This window comes from Blautia sp. aa_0143 (genome assembly GCF_004167315.1).
GTDB lineage: Bacteria > Bacillota > Clostridia > Lachnospirales > Lachnospiraceae > Blautia_A > Blautia_A fusiformis.
Genome location: NZ_RCXU01000001.1, coordinates 93351 through 118323, shown reverse-complemented (window position 1 = coordinate 118323; position 24973 = coordinate 93351). Strand labels below are relative to the sequence as shown.

At 43.6% G+C, this 24973-nt stretch carries 19 protein-coding genes; 4 read left to right on the top strand and 15 right to left on the bottom strand.

Annotated features, from left to right (window positions below):
- Positions 1–95: 95 nt before the first annotated feature.
- From EAI83_RS00505 to EAI83_RS00465, 9 genes are all read right to left on the bottom strand, one after another.
- Complete coding sequence (locus tag EAI83_RS00505) at positions 96–470, bottom strand: hypothetical protein (RefSeq protein ID WP_129974444.1); 375 nt, start codon at positions 468–470, stop codon at positions 96–98.
- Between the two features lie 141 nt (positions 471–611).
- Entirely contained in the window at positions 612–1646 is a 1035-nt protein-coding gene (locus EAI83_RS00500; RefSeq protein WP_129974443.1) for an alcohol dehydrogenase, read from the bottom strand.
- A gap of 84 nt (positions 1647–1730) precedes the next feature.
- Positions 1731–2879, bottom strand: a complete 1149-nt coding sequence (iadA, locus tag EAI83_RS00495) for a beta-aspartyl-peptidase (RefSeq protein WP_129974471.1) — start codon at positions 2877–2879, stop codon at positions 1731–1733.
- Between the two features lie 32 nt (positions 2880–2911).
- Positions 2912–4432 (bottom strand): putative basic amino acid antiporter YfcC, encoded by a 1521-nt coding sequence (gene yfcC / locus EAI83_RS00490; protein ID WP_129974442.1) that lies wholly within the window; start codon positions 4430–4432, stop codon positions 2912–2914.
- 311 nt (positions 4433–4743) lie between these two features.
- On the bottom strand, positions 4744–5961 hold the full coding sequence (locus EAI83_RS00485) for a carboxynorspermidine decarboxylase (RefSeq protein WP_092070382.1): 1218 nt from the start codon (positions 5959–5961) through the stop codon (positions 4744–4746).
- Positions 5961–7220, bottom strand: a complete 1260-nt coding sequence (locus tag EAI83_RS00480) for a saccharopine dehydrogenase family protein (protein WP_022426348.1) — start codon at positions 7218–7220, stop codon at positions 5961–5963. Before EAI83_RS00480 ends, EAI83_RS00485 begins: the two co-directional genes overlap by 1 nt.
- 42 nt (positions 7221–7262) lie before the next feature.
- The gene (gene speB / locus EAI83_RS00475; RefSeq protein WP_015524486.1) at positions 7263–8120 is read right to left on the bottom strand and encodes an agmatinase; all 858 of its coding nucleotides are present in this window, start codon (positions 8118–8120) and stop codon (positions 7263–7265) included.
- 3 nt (positions 8121–8123) lie between these two features.
- Positions 8124–8978: a polyamine aminopropyltransferase gene (gene speE / locus EAI83_RS00470; RefSeq protein ID WP_015524485.1), complete on the bottom strand. Its 855-nt coding sequence runs from the start codon at positions 8976–8978 to the stop codon at positions 8124–8126.
- 5 nt (positions 8979–8983) lie between these two features.
- Complete coding sequence (locus tag EAI83_RS00465; protein WP_015524484.1) at positions 8984–10450, bottom strand: aminotransferase class I/II-fold pyridoxal phosphate-dependent enzyme; 1467 nt, start codon at positions 10448–10450, stop codon at positions 8984–8986.
- A 572-nt stretch (positions 10451–11022) separates the two neighbouring features.
- On the opposite strand from EAI83_RS00465, the gene EAI83_RS00460 reads away from it, so the two are divergent.
- Complete coding sequence (locus tag EAI83_RS00460) at positions 11023–12408, top strand: MATE family efflux transporter (RefSeq protein ID WP_129974441.1); 1386 nt, start codon at positions 11023–11025, stop codon at positions 12406–12408.
- A gap of 89 nt (positions 12409–12497) precedes the next feature.
- Here EAI83_RS00460 and EAI83_RS00455 read toward each other — a convergent pair whose 3' ends face one another.
- The 3 genes from EAI83_RS00455 to EAI83_RS00445 all read right to left on the bottom strand — a co-directional run bounded on the left by EAI83_RS00455 (position 12498) and on the right by EAI83_RS00445 (position 17224).
- Complete coding sequence (locus EAI83_RS00455) at positions 12498–13964, bottom strand: sensor domain-containing diguanylate cyclase (RefSeq protein WP_129974440.1); 1467 nt, start codon at positions 13962–13964, stop codon at positions 12498–12500.
- 203 nt (positions 13965–14167) lie between these two features.
- Entirely contained in the window at positions 14168–15904 is a 1737-nt protein-coding gene (locus EAI83_RS00450) for an adenine deaminase C-terminal domain-containing protein (RefSeq protein WP_021650669.1), read from the bottom strand.
- 15 nt (positions 15905–15919) lie between these two features.
- Positions 15920–17224: an NCS2 family permease gene (locus tag EAI83_RS00445; protein ID WP_021650670.1), complete on the bottom strand. Its 1305-nt coding sequence runs from the start codon at positions 17222–17224 to the stop codon at positions 15920–15922.
- A gap of 115 nt (positions 17225–17339) precedes the next feature.
- On the opposite strand from EAI83_RS00445, the gene EAI83_RS00440 reads away from it, so the two are divergent.
- Both EAI83_RS00440 and EAI83_RS00435 read left to right on the top strand, forming a co-directional pair.
- On the top strand, positions 17340–18248 hold the full coding sequence (locus EAI83_RS00440) for a LysR family transcriptional regulator (protein WP_022426354.1): 909 nt from the start codon (positions 17340–17342) through the stop codon (positions 18246–18248).
- Between the two features lie 215 nt (positions 18249–18463).
- Entirely contained in the window at positions 18464–19846 is a 1383-nt protein-coding gene (locus EAI83_RS00435; RefSeq protein ID WP_021650672.1) for an alanine/glycine:cation symporter family protein, read from the top strand.
- Between the two features lie 107 nt (positions 19847–19953).
- Here EAI83_RS00435 and EAI83_RS00430 read toward each other — a convergent pair whose 3' ends face one another.
- From EAI83_RS00430 to EAI83_RS00420, 3 genes are all read right to left on the bottom strand, one after another.
- Positions 19954–20457: a gamma carbonic anhydrase family protein gene (locus tag EAI83_RS00430; RefSeq protein ID WP_022426355.1), complete on the bottom strand. Its 504-nt coding sequence runs from the start codon at positions 20455–20457 to the stop codon at positions 19954–19956.
- A gap of 99 nt (positions 20458–20556) precedes the next feature.
- Positions 20557–21588: a LacI family DNA-binding transcriptional regulator gene (locus EAI83_RS00425; RefSeq protein WP_022426356.1), complete on the bottom strand. Its 1032-nt coding sequence runs from the start codon at positions 21586–21588 to the stop codon at positions 20557–20559.
- A 226-nt stretch (positions 21589–21814) separates the two neighbouring features.
- A complete protein-coding gene (locus tag EAI83_RS00420; protein WP_015524474.1) occupies positions 21815–23305 on the bottom strand; it encodes an AAA family ATPase in 1491 nt (496 codons plus the stop codon).
- Positions 23306–23594: 289 nt separating this feature from the next.
- Between EAI83_RS00420 and EAI83_RS00415 the strand changes: the two genes are divergently transcribed.
- Complete coding sequence (locus EAI83_RS00415; RefSeq protein WP_022426357.1) at positions 23595–24968, top strand: MATE family efflux transporter; 1374 nt, start codon at positions 23595–23597, stop codon at positions 24966–24968.
- Positions 24969–24973: the final 5 nt, after the last annotated feature.

Genomic DNA, 24973 nt, shown 5'->3' with positions numbered 1-24973 from the left:
TTATTTTCTAACCGCCTATGCCTTCCAGACCTTGATTTTACCGGCTTTTTGAAGAATCTTTCAAAGAGTGCCGTGGCAGATGAAAAATATTTTTATCATTGTTTTATTTCTCCTTGATTTGCCCGGAAATGCCCTGTTTTGCAATGGATTTCGGGGATTTGTGAAATGTGTGTTTTAGCTGCCATCTTGGCAAAATGGGGCAAGATTAAGCAAGTTATTGCAAACTGCGTGATCTTATCATTTCCAAGCAGAATACCAAACAGAGCATATCCCAGCATTCCAGCCTCATATCCTGTCAGTGTAAAGGGAAAATAGACATCCTTTTCTTTTACAAGTTTACAAAGCAGCCTTCCTGCAAAAATCCCACCTGCAGTCACTACGAAGAAGATAACCGGAAATATCACAGTATTTGCTTTAATACTTGCCCGATAAAAAATATAAAACAATGAGATTGGAAGTGTAAAATTCATAACCAATGCCTGAAGTCCTTCAATTCCCTCTGGGTGGATCAGTTTTTTCTCTCTGCAGATTATCCCAATAATAAGCATTATGATCACGGGTAAAATTACTTGTAATAAACTTACTATTGTTCAGCCTCCCGTACCTGTTTCTCAGCATTCCACTGCTACTTTAATCACACCATCTCTCTTATTTTCGAACAATTCATATGCCTCTTCAATCCTGTTTAACGGATAGGTATGCGTAATCAGCGGTTCCGTGTTGATCTTACCTTCTGATATCAGCTTCAGAGTTTCTTCGCAATCGCAGCCATCCACTCCACCTGTTTTAAAAGTAAGATTTTTACCATACATATCTGGGAGTGGTAACATCTGCGCTTTATCGTAAAGCGCAACCACTGTCACGATTGCATTTGGTCGGGCACATTCCCACGCCAGTTTAAATGTCGATTCTGCTCCGGCAACTTCAAGGACTGCATCAGCTCCACCATGCTCACTATTAGTCTCAACAAACTCTTTACAGTCTTCCGGTAAAACAGTAAGAATCTCCGGATAATGCTCATTAATAAAGCGAATACGTGTCTCGTCCTTTTCACATATAATGATCTTCGCTGGGTTTTTCAGCATAACACTAAGTAAAGTACATATTCCTGTTGGACCGGCTCCAATGATCAGTACGGTATCTTCCTCTGTGATTTCAGAAATACGTGCTGCCCAATAACCAGTAGCAAGAACATCTCCTACCAGTAAAGCCTGTCTGTCCGTAACACCTTCCGGGATTTTATTCAATCCCTGATCTGCAAAAGGAACCCGGACATATTCTGCCTGTCCCCCATCGATACGACAGCCAAGTGCCCAGCCACCATTCTTGTCGGTACAATTGTTTACATATCCTTTCTTACAGAAAAAACACTCTCCGCAAAAGGTTTCTACATTTACAGTCACCCGGTCTCCCGGTTTTACATGCGTCACCTTAGAACCGACTGCCTCAACAATACCTACCATCTCATGGCCAACTGTAATTCCCGGGACTGCACGCGGAACACTTCCGTGTTTAATATGCAGGTCACTGGAACAGATGCTGGCCAGTGTCACCTTTACAATGGCATCTCGTTCATGCATGAGCACTGGTTTCGGTTTTTCCATTAGTTCAAATTTTCCCTTTGAAACATATGTATAAGTCAGCATTATTTTGCCCCCATCTATTAGAATATATGCTAGTAAAATATCCGGTACGGAACACATCTGTTCTTATACCGGATATTTCTAATTCTATTTTGTATACACTGTTTTACCTCTTGCTATTACCTCAACAAGCTGCAGGTCCTGATCCAGGATACAAAGATCCGCATCATAGCCCTCTCCAATCTTTCCTTTTCCATTAAGGCGAAGGATTTCTGCCGGATTGGATGTTATTGTTGAAAGTGCAATTTCCAACGGGATATCCGCTTTAAACACACACTCTTTAACTTCCTTCAGAAGGCAGCTGGACTGTCCAACGCCCATTCCAAGGAATTCGCCATCACTACTGTACATCGGAAGGCTTCCCTGTCCATCAGAAGAAATTGTCATGCGGTCAGGATTTACTCCTGCATCTAACATCCGTTTGATACCATTACATACTCGTACCTCATCACAGATAGTTTCCCAATAGTCAATATCTTCATTTCCGGTAAAATCTACTGCTCCGCCTTTCAGCGCATATTCCATTGACTTGCAGAAAAGCAGCTCATTTCGATTGATATGTGTTGGCAGTATTTGAGAAGTCGGTATCTCTGTCTCATCTACCACCCGTTCAATAAGATCTAAGCATCTCGGACTGTCACCAAGATGAACATTTACAATACCAGCTTTCCCGGAAAGAACACCACCAAGTCTTGTATCCGCAACGACACGTACAAATTCCTCAAAAGTCGGCTGTGAAGACCGATGATCAGAGATCGCGATTTCTCCAGTTCCAATGATTTCCTGAATCATCATAATATCTTTCACAATACTGTCAGTCAACGTACGAACCGGAATCTGATAACTGCCTGTATAACAGTATGCAGACATTCCCTGCTCATTCAATCCTTTTGTCTTTGCAACCAATGCACATATATCACGACCGATCCCATCTGTTCCAAGACAGCCAACAACTGTTGTTACTCCAAACTTCGTAAGTCCTTCCATAGTTGCTTCCGGAGTACGATTGGCGAATCCACCTTCGCCACCGCCTCCTAGTACATGAACATGACTATCAATGAATCCCGGAGTTAAAAGTAACCCCTCTCCATTGATCATTTCTGCCTCAGAAAGAAATCCGTCTGCGGATATAGAACCTGGATCTTTAATCTTAATAATCTTATCATTGATTATAAGTACATCTTTTTTCCCCAGATGCTGTGGAGCATAAACATCAATATTCTGAATTAATTTCATCATAAATCACTCCCAATTATCCAATGCATGTTTTAGAATCCAATTCCAACTGCAATAAGAACTGTAATGATTGCACCAATCATTAAGACGCCAAGGAATTTCCACATGAATTTAATCCAGTTAGACCACTCAATCTTTGTAATTGCAAGAGATCCGATCAGACATCCGGATGTAGGAACAATCAGATTTGTAAATGCATCACCAAGCTGGAATGCAACTACAGCTGTCTGTCGTGAAACCCCTAACAGGTCTGACAGTGGAGCCATGATCGGCATTGTGATCGCAGCCTGTCCTGTTCCGGATACAACAAAGAAGTTGAATACGGACTGGAACAGATACATAAGTACTGCTGCAACCGCTCCGGAAACTCCAGACAATGCATTTGAAATATTATACATAATTGTATTGATAACTGTAGGTGTGGTCGGATCAGATCCACCAAGAACCTGCATGATACCCTGTGCCATAGCAACAACAAGTGCAGCACCAATCAGATCTTTTGCTCCATCTTTGAATGATATTGCGATATCATTCAGTTTCATGTCGTTCAGTTTAAAGATAACTCCGATCACACCGGAAACAATTCCCATAATGAAGAACTGTGTAGCAATCTCCGGCATGTAGTATCCCTGAGTCATAACTCCCCAAACTACCCATACTACTGTAGCAGCCAGTGTCAGAAGAACTAAAATGTGTCCAAGACCAAATGAATGTCCTTCGTCAATTCCTGTTTTTTCATTCTGCTCACGGAAATATGAATCAGTCTTATATGCGATTGAGATTGTCGGAGTCTTTTTGATCTTTGATGCATAGAACATAGTCATTCCACAGCCGAGTGCTGTAAATACTACCCACATTACCATACGGAATCCTGCTCCGGAGAATACGTCAATACCTGCAATACCCTGTGCAATACCTACAGAGAATGGATTCATCCAAGATGAACCAAAACCAATCTGTGTTGCAACATAAGTAACAAGAACTGCGATAACTGAATCATATCCAACTGCTACAAACAACGGACAAAGAATCATAGTAAACGGAAGCGCTTCTTCTCCCATCCCGAAAACTGCTCCACCAAGAGAAAACAGTACGAAAAGTATCGGAATCAGTAGTTTTTCTGCTCCCTCTGCCTTACGGATCAATCCGATCAATCCGGATTCAATCGCACCTGTACGGATCATGATACCGAATGCACCACCTACTACCATAAGAAATGCGATAATCTCGATTGCAGAACTATTTACGATTCCATTATACATATAGTTGAAAAATCCTGTTCCACCATCTCCACTAAAGAGTGCTACTCCTTCTGTTACTACATTTCCTGTATCATCTGTCAGATACTGGAAACTTCCGTCTTTGATTACTGTACGGGTTTTCTCAACACCATTGATCATATATGAAATATCCTGTGTTTCGTAAAATCCCTTTGGTACAAGAAATGTCATAAGTGCTGCGAAAACAACTACAAAAAAGATGATAATGTAGGTATCAGGCACTTGGAATCCCTTGTTAAAAGACTTTAACCCTTTTCCTTCGTTTTTGCTCATTTTTGAATCTCCCTCCCATTTTTGATATACTATATTAGTGTACCACAAAATGCTTAAAATCCAACTAAAACTTTACATATTTTATCAAATTTATTTTATAAGAACCTGTCAAATCATCTTAACCAAATGCAGATCCACACCTTTTTGAAACATGAAATAATCCCAGTATTTCCTGTATTTATGACACCAATAGCTACACCATGTCAGATTATGATCATTGGACCAGACTATATAAAAAATGGTGTTGGATATTATGTTCAGCACCATTTTTCATTAAACCTGTCAATATTATTTTTTCAAAAAAACTGCTCTTATTTCCTGCAGCGTCCAAGTCTGCCTTTAAAATCTTCATACCCAAAATCAGTAAGACGTTCCATGGTTTTATCACCATGTCTCAGCCATATATCAGGCAAAGGCATTCCATTAAAGGTATTGTTCTTGCAGGTTGTATAAATGGCCATATCACCAAACATGAGAATGTCTCCGTACTTCAACGGCTCTGAAAAGCTGTAATCTCCTATGATATCTCCTGACAGGCAGGTTGGTCCTCCGAGCCGGATTGTGACTGCATTTTCTCCCGGTTCATCTGCTCCAAGAAGAGGAGGACGATAAGGCATTTCCAGAACATCCGGCATATGACAGGCAGCACTTCCATCCAAAATTGCAAGCCGGGTATCACCATTTTGCAGCACATCCAGAACAGTTGTCAAAAAGAATCCTGCATTTAAGGCCCATGCCTCTCCGGGCTCCAGATAAACATCTACCTTCCATTCTTCCTTTGCTGCTCTGATGCACTTCTCAAGCCGTGCAATATCATAGCCTGGTCTTGTAATATGATGTCCTCCTCCCAGATTCAGCCATTTCATCTGAGAAATCAGATCTCCGAATTTCGTCTTTACTGCTGTAAGAGTAGTTTCCAGATCAGAAGAGTCCTGCTCACAAAGGGTGTGAAAATGAATACCATCCAATAATCCGATCAGCTCCGGATGCTTTCTCACAGCAGTCTCCCACTGTGCTCTTGTGGTACCCATGCGGCTGCCTGGGGCACAGGGATCATAAATAGCATGTCCCTCCTGGGTAGAGCATTCCGGATTGATCCGAAGCCCTGCACTTTTCCCGGCCTCCTTCACTCTTTTTCCAAAGCGAAGAAGCTGAGAAGGAGAGTTAAACACTATATGATCTGCAAAGCTAAGCAGCTCCTCAAATTCATCCTCACGATATCCGGCGCAAAATACATGTACCTCTTTTCCGGGCATCTCCTGGGCACCAAGCCTGGCTTCGTACAGTCCGCTTGCTTCTGTTCCTGTCAAATATGGTTCCAAAAGATGATAGCAGTCATAATTACTGAAAGCCTTCTGTGCCAGGAGCATTTTGCAGCCTGTTCTCTTGGCAATATTCCCCATTAATTCTGCATTTTTTATAAGTGCCGCTTCGTCGAGAACATAACAAGGTGTTTTGATCTTCCGCAGCTCCGGCGGAATAATTCCGCCGGACGCTGCAAAGGGTGGTCTTGTATCTGTTCTTTCCATTAATCCACCAGCTCCGGATCATGATTTTCGCTGCGTGGAAGTCCATATTTGTCAAGTGCTTCCAGGAACGGATCCGGGTCAAATTCTTCTACTGTATACACTCCCGGGCGGATCCATTTTCCGGTAAGCATCATTAATGCTCCGCACATAGCCGGAACGCCTGTCGTATAGCTGATTGCCTGACTTCCAACCTCTTTATAACATTCCTGGTGGTCACAAACATTATAAATATAATAGGTTTTCTCTTTTCCATCCTTCACCCCGGTGAAAATGCAGCCAATATTAGTTTTTCCCTTAGTACGTGGACCCAGGCTGGCCGGATCCGGGAGAAGAGCCTTCAAAAACTGGATAGGAACGATTTCCTGTCCATTATAGTTGATCGGAGTAGTAGAAAGCATTCCCACATCCTCCAGACAGCGCATGTGATCCAGATAGCTCTGTCCGAAGGTCATAAAGAAACGGATTCTCTTTACTCCCGGAATTGTCTGGGCAAGGGACTCGATCTCCTCATGATGCAGAAGATACATATCTTTATCGCCGACCTGATCAAAATCATATTCCCGCTTGATCGCCATCGGAGGAATTTCCACCCAGTGTCCATTCTCCCAGTAGCTTCCGGGCGCACTTACCTCACGAAGATTGATTTCCGGATTAAAGTTGGTTGCAAATGCATATCCGTGGTCTCCTCCATTGCAGTCCAGAATATCAATGGTATCGATCTGGTCAAACTCATGCTTTAATGCATATGCACAATATGCCTGGGTAACACCCGGGTCAAAGCCGCAGCCAAGAAGTGCTGTAAGTCCTGCCTCTTCAAATTTCTTCCGGTATGCCCACTGCCAGGAATAATCAAAATATGCGGAAAATCCCGCTTCCTTGCAGCGTTTTTCGTAAATAGCACGCCATTTGGGATCATCCGTATCCTCCGGCTCATAGTTTGCCGTATCCATATAGTTTACACCACATGCCAGACATGCATCCATGATGGTCAGATCCTGGTACGGAAGCGCAATGTTCATTACTAGATCCGGTTTGTAACTATTGATCAGCTGGATCAGCTGGTTTACATCATCTGCATCCACCTTTGCGGTGGTAATAACTGTTTTTGTTTTTCCTTCCAGTTTCCGGGCAAGTGCATCACATTTTTCTTTTGTCCTGCTTGCTATACACAGTTCTGTAAATACAGTATCTGCCTGACAACACTTCTGAATTGCTACACTGGCTACTCCGCCGCAGCCGATTACAAGTACTCTGCTCATGTTTTTTGTCTCCTTTTTTATACTCAATTCTCGTAACTGTTTTTATTTTGCCACCGCCAGCAACAGTTCCCTGACCACCTTACATGCTGTAGCTGTGGAAACACCGCTTGGATCCAGCATAGGTGCCAGCTCATTAACATCTGCTCCCACAATATTTAATTCTGATACCTTCCGGATAGCAGCGAGCAATTCAAGGAAGCTTACGCCTCCTGCCTCCGGTGTACCGGTTCCCGGAAATACAGATGGATCCAGACAGTCCAGATCAATGGTAAAATATACCGGAACCTGCTTCCTGGCCAATTCCTGTACAGTTTCTTCCAGGCCTTCAAAGGTAAAGGGATGAAAATCTGTATGCTCTTTTGCAAACCGGAATTCTTCTCTTTCCCCGCTTCGGATACAAAACTGATGTATCCGCCCATCTCCCAGAATATCATAGCATCTGCGGATAACACACGCATGACTTAAATGGGCACCAAGATAATCGTCTCTTAAATCTGCGTGCGCATCAAAATGAATAATATGAAGTCCCGGATATCTCCCGGCGACAGCTCTCACAGCAGCCAGTGTCACCAGATGCTCTCCCCCCAGAAGCAACGGCATTTTTCCCTCTTTCAGGATTTCCTCTGCACGATCCTGTATATCAGCAAGCGCCTTTTCACTGCTACCGAAGCAAAGTTCCAGATCTCCACTGTCAAATACCCGGATATCCATAAGGTCACGATCCTGATAAGGGCTGTAGGTTTCCAGTCCAAAGCTTTCATGACGAATGGCAGAAGGACCGAACCTGGCTCCCGGACGAAAGCTTGTGGTCGAATCAAAGGGAGCTCCGTAAAGAACAATTTCTGCTTCCTCAAAGCTGCTGTCACAACCGATAAAATTTTCAATATTTGGTAAGATCATAAATCAGTCCTCCACCTCCTGAAGCATTTCCTCCAGAAAAGCCGGAAGATAAAATGCACCTTTGTGAAGCCTTGTAGTATAGTAACGGGTGCGAAGATTCAGTGAATTCCATGCCTTCGAATCCAGGTCATCCACAGGATGATATTTTTTACTTGCAAAGCCAAACAGCCAGTAGCCGGCAGCAAAGGTAGGAATATGAGCCTGGTAAACACGGCTGATCTGGAAAGTACTGGCAATTCTTTTGTGACTGCGCTGCATGGCATGCGCATCCTCGGAATAAAAAGGACTTCCCTGCTGATTAACCATAATTCCATCCGCCTTCAGCGCATTATAGCAGTTTCCGTAAAATTCACGGGTAAATAATCCCTCCGATGGGCCAAAGGGATCCGAGGAATCTACAATAATAAGATCATATTTATTTTCGCAGCGGCGTATATATTTCAACGCATTTTCATAATGAAGGTGCACTCTCCTGTCATCCAGCCTGCAGGCATTTCCCGGAAGATATGCGCGACAGGCTTCTACTACCATAGGATCCATCTCTACCAGATCAATATGGCTGACACGGTCATACCTGGTCAGTTCACGTACAACTCCGCCATCTCCTGCTCCGATCACAAGAATATCTTTAGCTTCTTTGTGAATAGCCATAGGTACATGAGTGATCATTTCGTCATAAATAAATTCGTCACGCTCTGTGAGCATTACATTACCGTCCAGTGTGAGCACCCTGCCAAATTCCGGTGTCTCAAAAATATCAATTCTCTGATAGTCACTCTGCTTTGAATAAAGCTGACGGTTTACCCGGATACTATGCTTCACATCCGGTGTATGAAATTCCGAAAACCACATTTCCATTTTCTTTACCTCCCTGCCAGTACGTTTAAACGCAATATATCCGGATCTTCAGGGCCTGTCATATTGCATCCTTTTGCCTTGGCATATTCAATATAATCCAGGATTTCCGGAGTGATTCGTTCCCCCGGAGCCAAAATCGGGATTCCCGGAGGATAACACATTACAAACTCGCTGCATACCTTGCCTTCGGTTTCTCTGAGAGGAAGGCTGCATTTTTCTGCATAAAAAGCTTCCTGAGGACTTGTCACTACCTGAGGATCGATATATTCCTGATCCAGCAATCCTGATTTATCCTTCTGGAATCGCCTGCGGATCTCCGCAAGAGCACTTACCAGCCGCTCTATTTCCTGGGCACGATCTCCGATCGACAGATAAGCCAGAATATTTCCAATATCACCAAATTCGATCTGAATATCATATTCATCTCTCAGTATATCGTAAACCTCGATTCCTGCAAGTCCGATATCCAGGGTATGTACACTTAATTTCGTAATGTCAAAATCAAAAACCGAATCTCCATTCACCAGCTCTTTTCCAAATGCATAATAGCCGCCAATAGCATTGATCTCTTCCCTTGCATACTCTGCCATATCTGCTACCTGATGAAAAATCTGGCGTCCTCGCTGTGCAAGATTCCGGCGCGAAATGTCAAGACTTGACATCAGAAGATAGCTGCCTGAAGTAGTCTGAGTCAGATTGATGATCTGACGGACATAACCGGCATGAACACCTGGTCCTGTAAGAAGAAGGCTGGACTGGGTCAGGCTTCCGCCACTTTTATGCATGGATACAGACGCCATATCTGCACCAGCTGCCATTGCCGAAACCGGCAGACCTCCGCCAAAATAAAAATGGGTTCCATGTGCCTCATCTGCCAGACACAGCATTCCTGCTTCATGAGCCATGCGTACAATTGCGCGAAGATCACTGCAGATTCCATAATAGGTGGGATTGTTCACCAGCACAGCCACCGCATTTGGGTGCTCCTTAATTGCCTTTGCCACCTGTTCACGTCGCATTCCAAGAGAAATTCCAAGTCTCTGATCCACCTCCGGATTCACATAGACCGGGATTGCTCCGCACAGAACCAGCGCATTCAGCACACTTCTGTGGACATTTCGGGGAAGAATGATCTCATCTCCCCTCTTACAGGCAGTTAGCACCATAGTCTGTACTGAGCTTGTAGTTCCTCCAACCATAAGAAATGCATGAGCTGCTCCAAAGGCATCTGCTGCCAGCTCTTCCGCCTCCCGGATCACGGATACAGGATGACAGAGATTATCAAGCGGCTTCATGCTGTTTACATCCACACCTACACATTTTTGTCCCAGAAATTCAGTAAGCTCCGGATTTCCTCTTCCTCTTTTATGTCCCGGCACATCGAAAGGTACTACTCTCATACGCAGGAATTTTTCAAGAGCTTCATGAATTGGAGCATGATTCTGGTCCAGTTTAAAACGACTTCTGTTCATTGCTTCTCCATTTCCAGTTCCTTTATCCGCACAAAAAAAGCAGGCCGATACAAAACCGTAAACCTGCTTAGATCATTCTTCCTGATTTTATTTTCATCGCATATAAATATGAGAATCCCCATATTTACATGAGATCAGAATCCGGATGATATATGTCAGAGTCTATATAGCAATCATACTTTTACTACTCTTATTGACCGTTTCACAAGTCTGCGCAACAGGCGCATGACGGTTATCAAAGGAACCAACTTATAAAATTTGAGCTTCTAACTCAATCAATAAGGCAACCAAAGTTACCATCAGCGGCAGTGGACCCGGCTGTCCGTATGGCCTTGACCCCAAAATGGAGTGGTCCAAAATAATTGCTTTGAAAAGACTCTTTCTTGTCCTTCAAAATCTTCATAAGCATAGCATATCTGAAAATTCATGTCAACTATCAAAATCGTTTAAATACTTATAGTATGAACCATTTATAATAATGTCAGAAGGATATTCTTTTCTTGAATCCCTCATATTTTCATGCTAATATGTATAATTAGGTCAAAAACTACAAAATACAAAATGGAGGAAATATGAATCAAAAAAGTACATCTGCTCCCATAGCAGAAAACAAAATGGGGACCATGCCCGTAGGAAGGCTTGTACTAAACATGTCTCTGCCAATGATGATCTCCATGCTGGTGCAGGCATTGTACAATATTGTAGACAGTGTTTTCGTTGCCATGCTTTCCGAAAATGCTCTGACGGCAGTTTCCATGGCTTTTCCACTGCAGACACTTCTGATCGCAGTAGGTGCAGGTACCGGTGTGGGTATGAACGCACTGCTTTCCAAATCCCTTGGAGAAAAGAATTTTAAAAAAGCTGATCAGACAGCCAGCAATGCTGCTTTCCTGTATGGCTTAAGCTATCTGGTTTTCCTGATCCTTGGATTTACAGTAGTAAAACCATTTTATGCCAGCCAGGTACATAACGCAGACCCTGAGATCCTTAAATTTGGGATTGAATATCTGAGCACAGTTATGATATTCTCCTTTGGTCTGCTTGGACAGTTTTTCTTTGAACGTCTGCTCACATCCACAGGAAAAACCATATTCAGCATGACTTCTCAGCTGTGCGGTGCCATCACCAACATCATCCTTGACCCGATCCTGATCTTTGGTCTGTTCGGTGCTCCGAAAATGGGTGTTACCGGAGCTGCTGTAGCTACTGTGATCGGACAGTGTGTAGCCTGCATCGTTGCCGGAATCTGCAACCATAAATTTAATCATGAAGTCCGGCTCAGCTTCAGGGGCTTCCGTCCTGACCTTAAGATCATCGGCCATATTTATGCAGTAGGTATTCCATCGATCATCATGCAGTCCATCAGTTCTATCATGACCTACTGCATGAATCTGATCCTGGTACAGTTCACAGTCACTGCAACTGCAGTATTTGGTGTTTACTTCAAATTACAGAGTTTTTTCTTCATGCCTGTATTTGGACTTAACAACGGCATTACACCGATCATTGCCTATAATTATGGTGCACGCCACAGAAAGCGTATGCTTAAAACTGTCAAAGTCAGCATGTTCATCGCATTCTGTTTTACATTCATTGGTTTTCTTGCCTTTGAATTTATTCCGAAAACACTGCTGGGGCTGTTCAGTGCTTCCGAAGATATGCTTACCATCGGAATCCCTGCACTTCGTATCATAGGAATCCACTATCTGATCGCATGGTTCTGTATCATTGCGGGAACTGTATTCCAGGCACTCGGAAAAGCTGTATTCAGTATGATCGTATCTATCATGCGTCAGCTGTTTGTCCTGGTACCTGCTGCTTATATCCTTGCTTCCATCGGCGGACTTCACGCAGTATGGTGGTCTTTCCCCATTGCGGAGATCATTTCTCTGATCGTGTCCGTAACTTTCCTGGTTGTCATAAACAGAACGATCATTCAAAAAATTCCGGAAGCCTAAGGACATCAAAGCTTCCCATTCCAATTTATACAAAAAGAAGACAGAAGATTTCCTTTTTCTCTTCAGGATATCTTCTGTCTTTTTTATTGTTATTTATAGATCCGGTAGCCATCCCTTCCGGAGCGTTTTACCTGATAAAGGGCAAAATCTGCTTTTTGATACAGTTCCATAAAGGTATCTCCATCCTGTGGTGCAAAAGCAATTCCTGCACTAAAAGTAAATGTATGCTCTCCCATGCCTTCCATACGGATCTCCCTGAGCTTTTCATGAAGTTTTTTTATTCTGCTCTCCATATTTTTCCGGGAACCGATATTACAGAGCAGGATCACAAACTCATCCCCGCCGATACGCCCGATCACATCCTGTTCCCAGAACTGCTCTTTAAGAAAACCTCCCAGCATCTTTAATACATTATCTCCCATGACATGTCCGTAAACATCATTCACTTCTTTAAAATGATCCATATCCAGGATCAAAAAGCCATGAAAGCCTTCCGGAGCTTTTTCTCTCAGAATAGCATCGATCACCTTCTGCGTATTCTCTCTGTTATAAACGCCTGTAAGCGCATCCTTCTGGGCAGAACGTACCAATTCCGCTTTCTCCTGATTATTTCTTACAACAATATACAGGAGCAGGAGCAGCACCAGAATACAGAAGCTTCCCATAAATAGGATTTCATAACCAGAAATGAATTCATAAGCCTGCTGTGCACTTTTTACAGGAATTGCATAACAGATCATCCAGTCATTGTATCCAAGAGGCATATATGCCAGATACCGGTCCTCTTCTTTTCTCTCTTTGAGACTAAACTTCACCAGACCACTTTCGCCAACTTTAAAATCTTCCTGAATATCCTGAAGAGTATTCTTTCCTTTGAGATTTTTTTCTCCGTAATATTTAAAAAGATTGATTCCATATATGATCTCCGTACCAGACGCCGAACCACTGTCAAAGGCAATGATCTCTCCATCACTTGTAGCCAGAAGACTGTTTCCCGCTCCATCAAAAAGATCATTAAAAAGCATATGGCTCAGCGCTGTAACATTACAGGATCCGCCCAACACACCGATCACTTTATGGTCTTTGTATACCGGCACACCTAAAACCACCCGCACCTTATGGTCCACACTGCTTTCCAGGGGATTGCTGATGGTCTGCGCTCCACTGATAGCCTCCTGAAAATATCTGCGATGAGAAACATTCTTGGTTACTCCATTGTCGTAGTATGCATCTCCATTCTTATCAATAAGAGCAGCCCTCTCCAGGTCTGTCTTTTCATAAATAGATATCAGTTGTTCTTTATTTTCTTCTGAAAAAAGTTCTTCTGATTTTCCCATTGCAGAGGCAATCTCATTCAGATATTGATAATTAATATCCAGTATCGTCCGCAAATGTTCACTTTGTCTCTGCACATTTATCTTCAATGTATTCTGAGAATTCACCTGTACAGCCCTCTGCACACACTCGAAAAAAATAAGAATCCCTGCTATAACCGCCAAGATAAAAACGCCGGTTGCCATAACATAATTTTTTAATTCAAAGTGATTCTTTTTCATACGTTTTCTCCTGATCTAACCTTTTTTGTCCTGCATTTTTATTTTACCATGATTTTTGTTTTTTCTCTATAACAAAAAATCTGCAGATTCCAATCATAAGATTGAAAAATGCAGATTTTTTACAACGATATCTGATTATTATGCCTTATTATGCCGCCTTCCGCGACTCACGTCCGGCTTATATTGCTGCAATAAGAACAACGTTATTTATTTTTCTTTGTGTTTACTATCAGCGGAACAATTTCTCCTTTTTTTACATCCACCAGTCCCTTATCAGTCAGCTTCAGTGCCGGGCTTACCGGTAATCCAAGTGTTGCCACTGACATGATCGGATTATTATGCACATATCCCAGATCTGTAAGGCTTTTTCTTACCGCCTTCAATGCAAGGCCATTCTCCCTGATTGATTCTTCGGATAAAAGCCCACATACCGGAAGTGCAAGTTCAGAAAGGATCCTTCCATCTTTTACTGTCAGAAATCCCCCCTGCAGTTCCCGGATCCTGTTTACAGCAAATAACATATCATCCGGAGAGCTTCCTGCCACAAAGAGATTATGATGATCATGAAAATATGTTGTTGCCACAGTTCCCTTTTTCAAGCAGGAGCCTGTAAGAAATCCATAGCCGATATTTCCGTTCTTCCCATGACGTTCCACCACCATAGCCAGAAGACATCCGCTGTTTTCCCAGCAGATCTTTCCGGCTTTCACCGGCATTTCCACCAGTTTTTCAGTAGTATGGGTACGATCCGGATTGATCTCTATCACACGAACCGTTGCATATCCTTCCTGAAAAGGAGCATTCACCTGAAAATCCTTCAGAAAAATATCCGGAAGCTGTACACTCCGGTAAAAATCTGCCGGAAATTCATATGTGGAAGCAGACAGCGGCAACTGCGGTTCATCCTTTGCATAAATCGGAACACCATTTTTGAATACAGCTTCCGGTTTAAGAACGGACGGATCTTTAAGCAGCATAAAGTCCGCAAGTTTTCCCGGTGCGATAGCTCCTCTGTCATAAAAATGCATCCGCTGACACGGTGTATATGTGGCACAGTAGATTGCCTGTTCCATCGGAAATCCCATATCGATCGCTTTCTGTACCACTGCATTCAGCGGTCCCTGCTCATACAAAACATCTGCCATAGTATCATCTGTTACAAAGGAACAATACTCGTAGAGCTGGTTCTGGCAGATATATTCCAGGATTTCCGGTTTCAGCATTTTATCCTGGATCTCAAAAAACATTCCGTTTTCGATCCGCTGCTTTACTTCCTCAAGAGTATGTTCTGTATGATCACCATTAATACCCAGATAAAGAAACTTTGCAAGATCCAGATCCAGTAATGACGGACAGTGTCCCTCGATCACATATCCCGGATGGTCTTTTTTCAGATATTCCAGAAACCGGCTGATCTCCAGATCATTTTCCCGGATGATCTGCCGGTAATTCATGATTTCGCCTACACATACCACATCTTTTTCTTCCAGCAGATGCTTCATTGCACTGCAGTCAATGATCCCGCCTGTTGTTTCCAGCTTTTCACTGGTTGACGGAACGCTGCTTGGAATCCCGTAAAAAATATCAATAGGTGCATTCTTTGCCGCCGAAATCATTTCCAGAATCCCTCGGATCCCTTTGACATTGGCCATTTCGTGAGGCTCTGAAACCACCGTCGTCACACCATTTTCTCCTGCACATTTTCCAAAAAAAGCCGGTGTGGCCATAGAACTCTCAATATGCATGTGAATATCTGTCAGTCCTGGAATCATGTATGATCCCTTTGCATCGATCACATTGTCAGTCTGAAGATCCGTATCCTGTTTTCTGTCTATGTAATAAAATTTTCCATCTTTCACCGCAACATTGGCAGATATGAATTTCTTAAGATAGGAATTAAATACCTTTGCGTTTTTGATCAGCAGATGAACCTGCTCCATACCATTTCACCATCCTTAGATAATTGAATAAAAATACAACAGACAGACTGCTACCAGTACATACATGACCGGTTCAACCTTTTTGATCTTTCCTGCTGCGATCTTCATAACGAGATAAGCCGGAAGCGCCACGCAGATACCATTTGCGATATTATTTGCAAAAATCGTAAAGGTTACACATAAAAATGCCGGAATATACTCTGTAATATCCGAATAATCAATATTTCTCATAGCCCCAAGCATATTGATGCCGATATAGATCAGCACCGGACCGGTTGCCGCAGATGGGATCACAAGAGCCAGTGGTGCCAGAAACAGCGAAAGTCCGAAGAAAATGCTTGTAAAAATAACCGTAAGTCCCGTTTTTCCTCCTGCTTCTACGCCTGCAGATGACTCCAGATAAGTAGTAAGACTCGGCATTCCAAACAATGCTCCAAAGCTTGTTGCAATCGCATCTACCTTAAAGCATTTATCAATACCCGGAAGATTTCCATCCTTATCCAGATAGCCTGCCTTTGCTCCTACTCCCAGAACTGTTCCGAATGTAGAAAAGAAATCCGGTACAAACAGAGCGATCAGAAATGGAATATAAGCAAAATTCAGCGCTCCCATAAAATCAACTTTCAGGAACTGATGGCCGATACCTGCCGGAAATGCAAAAATGGATTCCGGAGCATGTGTAACACCGAAAGGAATTCCTGCCAGAGTGGTCAGCAAGATCGCAAGAATCATACCACCCGGTATATTTCGTACCTTGATCACCAGAAGGATCAGAAATCCGATCACTGCTACGATCACAGATGGAGATGCAAGATCTCCAAAGGAAAGACAGTTTTTTGCATCATTTGCCACGATCAGTCCACAGTTTTTTGCACCAAGAAGTGCGATAAACAGACCAATACCGGCACTAACCGCTTGTTTCAGGCTTACCGGGATCACACGTACCACGGCTTCTCTCAGACCAAAGAATGAAATTATGATAAAAAGAACACCACTCCAGAATATCACACCTGCTGCGATCGGCATACTTACGCCTTCATTGGTAATCATAGACGCAATAATTCCAACGCTTCCAAGTCCCGGAGCCAGAGCAAACGGTCGATTGGTAACCAATGCCATTGCACAGCTGGTCACAATGATCAGAATGATCATAGCTGTCAGAGTCGTGTGTTTATCATAACCGGCGCCTGCCAGAATATTTGGGATCGTGGCAAGCACATATGCCATAGTTACAAAAGTTGTCAGTCCTGCCAGAAGTTCTGTTTTTATATTTGTATTGAACTCAGACAGTCTGAACTGTTTTTCCAGCCAGTTTTTCATTTATTTTTTCCCCCCTTGATATGATGATAGGATGTATTGTAAAATATGCATATCAGGAAGTCAAATTCATATTATACATAAAAATTATGCCAAAATGGAATAATTGGAGGAAAACATGAACTATCATGAACTGAAGTACATTCTCTGCATTGCCAAATATCAGAATCTTACAAAAGCCGCACAGGAGCTTTATATTTCCCAGCCAACCCTGACCAAGCATCTCCAGAAACTGGAACGAGAAATGGGGACCAAGCTGTTCAGCCGCAGCGGAAACAGCTATACACCTACCTTTGCGGGCCGCAAATATATGGAGTATACCCGAAAGATCCTGCAGATACAACAGGACTGGGAAAAAGAGCTGAAAGATCTTACAGAAAATAATGAAGGAGAACTGAACGTTGCTTTCCCACTGATGAGGAGTACCTGTATGGTTCCTCAGATCATGACCTCTTTTTTTCAAAAATATCCTAAAGTAAAGGTCAATATCCTGGAAGAGGCATATTCTATCCAGGAAAAACTTCTGCTCAATGATCAGCTTGATTTTGGCATTTTCAATGAAGTACATAAACACCCCAAGCTGGAATACGAACTGCTGAAAAAAGAAGAAATCCTTCTGATCATGCCTCCGGAGCACCCATTGGCTGCTGCCGGCAGTGTATCCACTCACGGCATATACCCGAAGCTTGATCTCTCACTTCTGGCAGAAGAGCCTTTTATCCTGCATTTTCCGGAACAGACTACCGGACAGCTTTCGCTGGAAGCATTGAAAGCTGCCCATATCAAGCCTTATGTGCCAATACAGAGCCGCAACACAGAAACCTGTGTCAAACTCTGCATGCAAGGACTTGGTATGTGTTTCACCCCGGAAACCTATGTTCAAAATATGGACCTCCCTGTAAAACCAGCCTGTTTTTCCATTGGTGAAGATGGCGTTTTCAGCACACTGACAATTGCATACCGAAGAGGTACCTATCTCCCACAGTACGCCCGGGATTTTATATGTACTGCAAGGAAGGTCCTGTAGTGTTTTGATCAACATATATTGAAGCAAAAAATCTTCTGTTCAGAGGGAATCTTTTTGTTGCATTATTCTGAATATTCCTGTATAATTAACACAATAATCAAAACTTAAGAGCGTAACGTACAAGGGCGTACAGCACATATTTCCTGTGTCTGTACGCCCTTGTGCTATTTCTGCAGTCCTGCGATATTTCGCTTTGAGAAAGGGAGGAGATTTCTATGATGAATGCAATCGGAAGTGTGATAAACCAGATCGACAGTCTGGTGTGGGGCTGGTGGATGATCATTTTACTTCTGGGCACCCATATTTTCATGACCATCCGTACCGGTGTGATCCAGCGTAAGATTGGTACCGCCATTCGCCTGTCTGTCACCAAAGATACCAATGCGGAAGGTGAAGTCAGCCAGTTTGGCGCCCTGACAACAGCCCTTGCTTCCACTATTGGAACCGGAAATATCATCGGTGTCGGTACTGCCATTGCTCTTGGTGGTCCCGGTGCAGTCCTCTGGTGCTGGCTTACCGGTGTCTTCGGAATCGCCACCAAATACAGTGAGTCTCTTATCGCTGTAAAATACCGCGTCAAAACCAAAGACGGCCGTATGCAGGGTGGTGCTATGTATGCCCTGGAGCGCGGATTAAATATGCGCTGGCTTGGTCTGATCTTTGCCTTTTTCGGTGGCTTTGCTTCCTTTGGAATCGGATGTGCTACCCAGGTCAATGCCATTGCAACGGTATGTAATGAGAACCTTCATATTTCTCCGGCAGCGATCGGCATTGCTGTGGCAGTTCTTACTGCTCTTGTTATTTTCGGCGGGATCAAATCCATCGCCAATGTATGTGAACGTCTTGTTCCGTTTATGGCATTTTTCTATGTGATCGGATGTATCATCATCCTGGGGATCAATTTCGATTTTATCATTCCCGCAGTAAAAACCATCTGCAAATTTGCTTTTACCCCTGGTGCTGCTGCAGGAGGTCTTGTAGGACGTGGTATCATGATGGCCATGCAGTATGGAATCGCAAGAGGACTTTTTTCCAATGAATCCGGTATGGGTTCTGCCCCCATCGCTGCTGCTGCCGCACAGACAAGAAATCCGGTTCGTCAGGCTCTCGTTTCCAGCACCGGTACATTCTGGGATACCGTTGTGGTATGTCTGATGACCGGTCTTGTTCTGGTAACCAGTATTATGAAAAATCCTTCGATCGACATGGGAAATATCACTGATGGCGGTGTTCTTACTACACTGGCTTTTCAGCAGATCCCGGTTCTTGGTCCTGTGATCCTTGTAGTGGGTATCATTTCCTTCGCATATTCTACAGTCCTTGGATGGGCATATTATGGCGAGCGGTGCGTGGAGTATTTCTCCGGCAAAAAGGGACTCATCCCCTATCGTGTGCTGTACATTGCGGTAGCTGCCATCTCCCCTGTTATTTCTCTGAACCTGGTATGGACCGTAGCGGATATCCTGAATGCACTGATGGCTATTCCAAACCTGATCGCAGTATTACTGCTTTCCAATGTGATCGTAAAAGAGACCAAAAAATATATCAACGATCTGGATGCACGGGATGACACACCGGTGGAAGTGATCGATAAATAAAAAAGCGATAAATATAAGCATTTTATATAACAAAGTTACAGCTCCGACTGCTTCTCATATTACAAAGCAGTCGGAGCTGTCCGTTTACAAATGTCTTCTTCACTTTTTTATAATACATCCTGCGCTTTCATCTCTTCGGACACAGTAAGATATTCTTTGCTGTTTTCCACGATACCAAGCTTCTCTTCCCAAGTAAGGTTTCGTTTGATCCTAGCCGGACTTCCCATTACCAGGGAGCCATCCGGGATCACCGTATTTTTAGTCACAAGGCTTCCGGCTCCTATGATACATTCGTTTCCGATCTTTGCACCATCCAGGATCACGGCTCCCATTCCGATCAGTGTCCGGTCTCCGATGGTACATCCATGGATCACCGCATTATGTCCCACAGTAACGTTGTTTCCGATATGGACCGGCATGTTGTGGCTCACATGAATGGTACAGTTTTCCTGGATATTTGTTTCTTCTCCGATCACTACCGGCGCATCATCTCCGCGGATCACCGCATAATATAATACACAGCTGTCACGGCCGATCGTTACATTTCCCAGGATCACAGACTGCTTTGCAATCCTGGCACCTTCTGCGATCTTTACATTTTTATAATTCATTTTTCCTCCTGAATCTGCTTTTTTCTGTACAGAACCCTGGTATATAATCTGACTATAGACTCCGTGCACAACAGCAATTTTAATGATTATACTGACTTTTTAACCCATATTATATTTCGTCCGGATCACAATATCTGTATACTGGTATTCCTTTTCCGGTGCCTTGCTGTCAAAGAGAAGCTGGAACAAAATAATCACCGGAGAATGTCCCTGTACAGCCGCATCCTGACCGATAAGGAAATTGATCGTCCCCTCTTTCAGCCATTTCAGATTTTCTTCCAGGAAATCATTGGCGATCACATGCATGGTTTTATCCTTTCCAAGCTTCTGCAAGGTCTGGCAGACACCCTTTACACCATGACCCGTAATATAGATCCCGGTCAGCTCCGGATAAAGCTCCAGAAGTTCTTCCACGATCTTGGATGCCACCCATTCGTCATCATAAGAATACCTTATATCCACGATCTCGATTCCCGGAAAGCTTTCTTTAATCTCTGTCGTGAATCCTTTCTGCCTGCTGATCAGACCAGGATTGGCAACCTGTCCGGAAATTATGGCAACCTGCCCGTTTCCGCCTGTCATCTCCCACATCAGGCCTGCTGCCGTACGACCGGCCTGAAAGGTATCCTGTCCCACAAAGCATAACCTTTTTGTATCTTCCAGATCTGCATTAAAGGTAACTATCGGAATTCCATACTCTTCCTGATACTGATCGATCCTCGCTCTCAAAAGCTGATCCTCTGATGGAGTCAGCGCGATTCCATTAAACCCCTTTTCCCGGAGTTCTTCCATTGCAGCCATTACTTTTTCCGGTTCCACGCCTTCAATCTCATAGATCTTTACTGTTCCGCCAAAGCTCTCCACTTCTTCTTTTGCTTCCAGGACTCCCTTTAAAACCTGCTGCATAAAAGGAGTCTCCATATACTGAAGGATCACACCGATACGGATTTTCCTCTTTGCCATGGCAAGGGCACGACCGGCACGGCTGGGCTGATATCCCATCTCCCGGGCGATCCTTTTGATCCTTTCTTCTACTTCCGGGCGGATACGGCCTCTGTTGTTCAGTGCCCTGTCCACAGTGCCTCTTGAAACTCCTGCTGCTTCCGCAATCTGTTGTAATGTTACTGCCATATTTTACCCTCCAAAACCTCTCCTGTGTGCTTTGTGTTCACGCGCACGCTCTTTTATCTCATTATACACATTTACACTTTCTCAGGCAATCCCTGATTTCATTATTTTTATAATTTTCCTTTACGATCAGACAGGCCCGGCATAAACAGGTGCATTCCCTCAGCCAAAAATGCTTCCGAAAAAAATCTCCGGAAGCATTTTTATCATTGCAAAACAGATCCCTTTGTCAGTCCAGAAGCTCCTGTACCATCTCGGGGGTAAAGGTTACAGCCTTCACATGATCTACCTCGATCTGATACAGGGCATTGGCCGCAATATGCTCCGCAGCCTGCTCCAGATCACGGATTCCTGTGGTATCTTCAAATTTCTTAATTACTGCGTCCAGCGCCTCATCCGTTACGATACATTCTTCCTGTTTCAGGCTCATGCGTTTCAGAACCTTGGGAAGCGCAAATCGGGAAAAGATGATCTTCTTTTCCTCCGGTGTGTAATCCGGAATATCGATCACTGCAAAACGTGACATCAAAGGTGCGCTGATCTGTGCCTTATCATTGGCTGTGGCAATAGGATAGACACCAACTGTCGGAACCATACATTCCATATAGTTATCTGTAAAACCAAGGTTATCCAGCAGTGTCAAAAGCACGTCTGCCGGATTTCCGTTTCCTTTACCTGATGCAGCCTTGTCAAGCTCATTGATGATAAATACCAGATTGGATTCTCCTGCCATGGAAAAAGCCTCCATGATGATTCCAGGCTTGGCATTTGCATAAACACGAGAGCTTCCTGTAAGCTGTTCCGGATCATTGATCGAACTCATATCCAGGGTTGTCCACGGCATTTTCAGGATTCTTGCAACTGCATAAGCGATCTGAGATTTACCGGTACCTGCCGGTCCTACAAGAAGCAGTCCGTAAGCAGGAAGTGTATGAGTACGGTTGATCTGAATGATCGTCTCAATGATCCTCTGTTTTACACGCTCCATTCCATAAAGCTCCTCATCCAGGATACGACGTGCTTCCTTCGGATCAATAGACTCAAAATAATTATGCTTCCACTGAATATTCATCATGATGGAAAGTGCTCTCTGGGCATGGCGTCTTTCCTCCTGAGAAACCTCATGAGAACGGGCAACTGCCAGATTTCTTCTTGCCCAGAGACGGATATTATCCGGCATAGTCTTTCCGGCACAGTTCATAAAGTCGGTGATACTCTGAATACTGGTAAGCTTCATATCGTCACCGTCTTCTTCCTCCTCATCGTTCTCATTTTCTTCTGCCGGCGCACTGCTTGCAAACAGACGCTCGATCATAAACTGAAGAAATCCGTCCTCAGCAGAAAGCTTGGTGCCTCCGCCAAAAGCGATCTCGCGGATTTTGTAAACAGCATATCCTTCTTCTGTATTCTGTCCTGAAAGACGGATGTTGATATGATTTTCTCCGAGCCATTTGATCAGGCTTGTAAAACGGGAATCGATCTTCAGGATGTCTGCCGGAAAAACACCGTCCTCTTCCTTAAACTCAAATGCAGTCTGCTTCGCAGGATTGGAAAAATATCCGCAAGAATGATGTTTCCACTCTCTTTTGCTGTTATCCAGAATCAGCACCGGTTTCTCCGGTGTGGCTTTTGTTTCATTGGAACGAAACGTTGTATATGTGCACTGGCTTTTTGTCTCTTTTTTATCTGCCGGTGCTGCGCTGAAATCAAAAACTGGCATATTTTTTACTCCTCTTTCTCTGAAAAATATCTTCATTCAGTTTATCATGGATTGGAAATCTCAACAACTGCTGATATGGTTTTTTATGCATTTTTTATTCATTTTTTGTATTCGTCATTTTCCCGTAAGTTGTTTAAACAGTTCCACAGTTTGCTGATTGACACTGCCTGTAAACTATGTTATCGTGCAATCATGTCTGCTTTCATTTTTTACAAAAGCTGACACAGTTACCATGTATGTGATCTACTGTTTTTCACGTCATTGTAATTGTATTTTTTTGGAGGAGGAAATGAGAAATCAACTTTCACAGCGGGATGATTTTTATCCACAGATCGTTAAGCTTGTCATCCCCATCATCATTCAAAATCTGCTAAGTGCAGCGGTCAATTCCGCCGATGTTATCATGCTGAACTTTGTAGGTCAGTCATCCATCTCCGCAGTATCCCTGGCAGCGAATTATTCCAATGTCCTGTTTATGGTTTATTACGGTCTTGGTACGGGAGCCACCCTGCTTTGTGCCCAGTATTATGGAAAGGGAGATTACAAAGCCATTCAGATCATCGAGGGAATCGCTCTTCGTTTTTCCATGATCATCTCTGTTCTCGTGGCACTCGTTGCATTTACCATGCCACAGATGATGATGAAACTGTTCACCAACGATCCGGAGCTTCTGGCCATTGGTTCTTCCTATATCCGCATTATGGGTATCACCTATATCTGCTGGGGTATGACGGAGGTTTATCTGGCTGTTCTTCGAAGCATTGGACGGGTGACTACCAGCATGGCGATGAATATGCTGGCCTTTGGACTAAATATTCTTTTGAATGCGACTTTTATCTTCGGATTGTTCGGAGCACCCAAGCTTGGTGCTACCGGTGTGGCTATTGCTACTGCACTTTCCAGAATGATCGAGCTGATCGCCTGTTTTATTGTTTCTGCTTTCAGCAAAAATGTCCGACTGGATCTCCGATGTATGTTCACAAAAAACAAACTGCTGTTCAGTGATTTCGTGCGGCTTTCCCTGCCGGCTCTTGGCAATGATATTTCCTGGAGTATTGGTTTTTCCATGTACTCTGTGATCCTGGGGCATCTTGGTACGGATGCGGTTGCTGCCAATTCTCTGGTTGTAGTAGTCCGTAATATCGGCTCTGTTTTCTGTTTCGGTATTGCCAGTGCAGGAGGTATCCTTCTAGGCAATGTTATGGGGCAGGGCGATCTGGAACGTTCCAGGCGTTATGCTTCCAAAACACTGAAGCTTACTGTTATTGCAGGTTTTTTGGGCGGACTTATCGTTCTTGCCATCACACCGTTCGTAATGAGATTTGCGTCCCTGACACCCACTGCCATGCATTATCTGAAATATATGCTTCTGATCAACAGCTACTATATTATGGGGTCTGCCGTAAATACAACCCTGATCGCCGGTGTGTTCCGGGCAGGTGGTGATACAAAGTTTGGTCTGATCTGTGATACCATTGATATGTGGGTATATGCAGTACCCCTTGGATTCTTCGCTGCTTTTGTACTGAAGCTGCCGGTTATGTGGGTGTATTTTCTGCTCTGTACGGATGAATTTGTGAAGTGGCCATGGGTGATCAAAAGGTATCTCAGTGGGAAGTGGGCTAAGAATATTACCCGTGAGAATATATTTGAAAATAAATAGAATAC

What these genes read in the sequence shown, in the direction of transcription:
- EAI83_RS00445 (WP_021650670.1), bottom strand. Translation starts at nt 17,224, where the DNA reads ATGAAAAACTGGCTGGAAAAACAGTTCAGACTGTCTGAGTTCAATACA.
- EAI83_RS00425 (WP_022426356.1), bottom strand. Translation starts at nt 21,588, where the DNA reads ATGGCAGTAACATTACAACAGATTGCGGAAGCAGCAGGAGTTTCAAGA.
- EAI83_RS00435 (WP_021650672.1), top strand. Translation starts at nt 18,464, where the DNA reads ATGATGAATGCAATCGGAAGTGTGATAAACCAGATCGACAGTCTGGTG.
- EAI83_RS00505 (WP_129974444.1), bottom strand. Translation starts at nt 470, where the DNA reads ATGAATTTTACACTTCCAATCTCATTGTTTTATATTTTTTATCGGGCA.
- EAI83_RS00430 (WP_022426355.1), bottom strand. Translation starts at nt 20,457, where the DNA reads ATGAATTATAAAAATGTAAAGATCGCAGAAGGTGCCAGGATTGCAAAG.
- speE (WP_015524485.1), bottom strand. Translation starts at nt 8,978, where the DNA reads ATGGAAATGTGGTTTTCGGAATTTCATACACCGGATGTGAAGCATAGT.
- EAI83_RS00480 (WP_022426348.1), bottom strand. Translation starts at nt 7,220, where the DNA reads ATGAGCAGAGTACTTGTAATCGGCTGCGGCGGAGTAGCCAGTGTAGCA.
- iadA (WP_129974471.1), bottom strand. Translation starts at nt 2,879, where the DNA reads ATGAAATTAATTCAGAATATTGATGTTTATGCTCCACAGCATCTGGGG.
- EAI83_RS00460 (WP_129974441.1), top strand. Translation starts at nt 11,023, where the DNA reads ATGAATCAAAAAAGTACATCTGCTCCCATAGCAGAAAACAAAATGGGG.
- EAI83_RS00455 (WP_129974440.1), bottom strand. Translation starts at nt 13,964, where the DNA reads ATGAAAAAGAATCACTTTGAATTAAAAAATTATGTTATGGCAACCGGC.
- EAI83_RS00465 (WP_015524484.1), bottom strand. Translation starts at nt 10,450, where the DNA reads ATGAACAGAAGTCGTTTTAAACTGGACCAGAATCATGCTCCAATTCAT.
- EAI83_RS00450 (WP_021650669.1), bottom strand. Translation starts at nt 15,904, where the DNA reads ATGGAGCAGGTTCATCTGCTGATCAAAAACGCAAAGGTATTTAATTCC.
- EAI83_RS00485 (WP_092070382.1), bottom strand. Translation starts at nt 5,961, where the DNA reads ATGGAAAGAACAGATACAAGACCACCCTTTGCAGCGTCCGGCGGAATT.
- EAI83_RS00420 (WP_015524474.1), bottom strand. Translation starts at nt 23,305, where the DNA reads ATGCCAGTTTTTGATTTCAGCGCAGCACCGGCAGATAAAAAAGAGACA.
- EAI83_RS00500 (WP_129974443.1), bottom strand. Translation starts at nt 1,646, where the DNA reads ATGCTGACTTATACATATGTTTCAAAGGGAAAATTTGAACTAATGGAA.
- yfcC (WP_129974442.1), bottom strand. Translation starts at nt 4,432, where the DNA reads ATGAGCAAAAACGAAGGAAAAGGGTTAAAGTCTTTTAACAAGGGATTC.
- EAI83_RS00415 (WP_022426357.1), top strand. Translation starts at nt 23,595, where the DNA reads ATGAGAAATCAACTTTCACAGCGGGATGATTTTTATCCACAGATCGTT.
- EAI83_RS00440 (WP_022426354.1), top strand. Translation starts at nt 17,340, where the DNA reads ATGAACTATCATGAACTGAAGTACATTCTCTGCATTGCCAAATATCAG.
- speB (WP_015524486.1), bottom strand. Translation starts at nt 8,120, where the DNA reads ATGATCTTACCAAATATTGAAAATTTTATCGGTTGTGACAGCAGCTTT.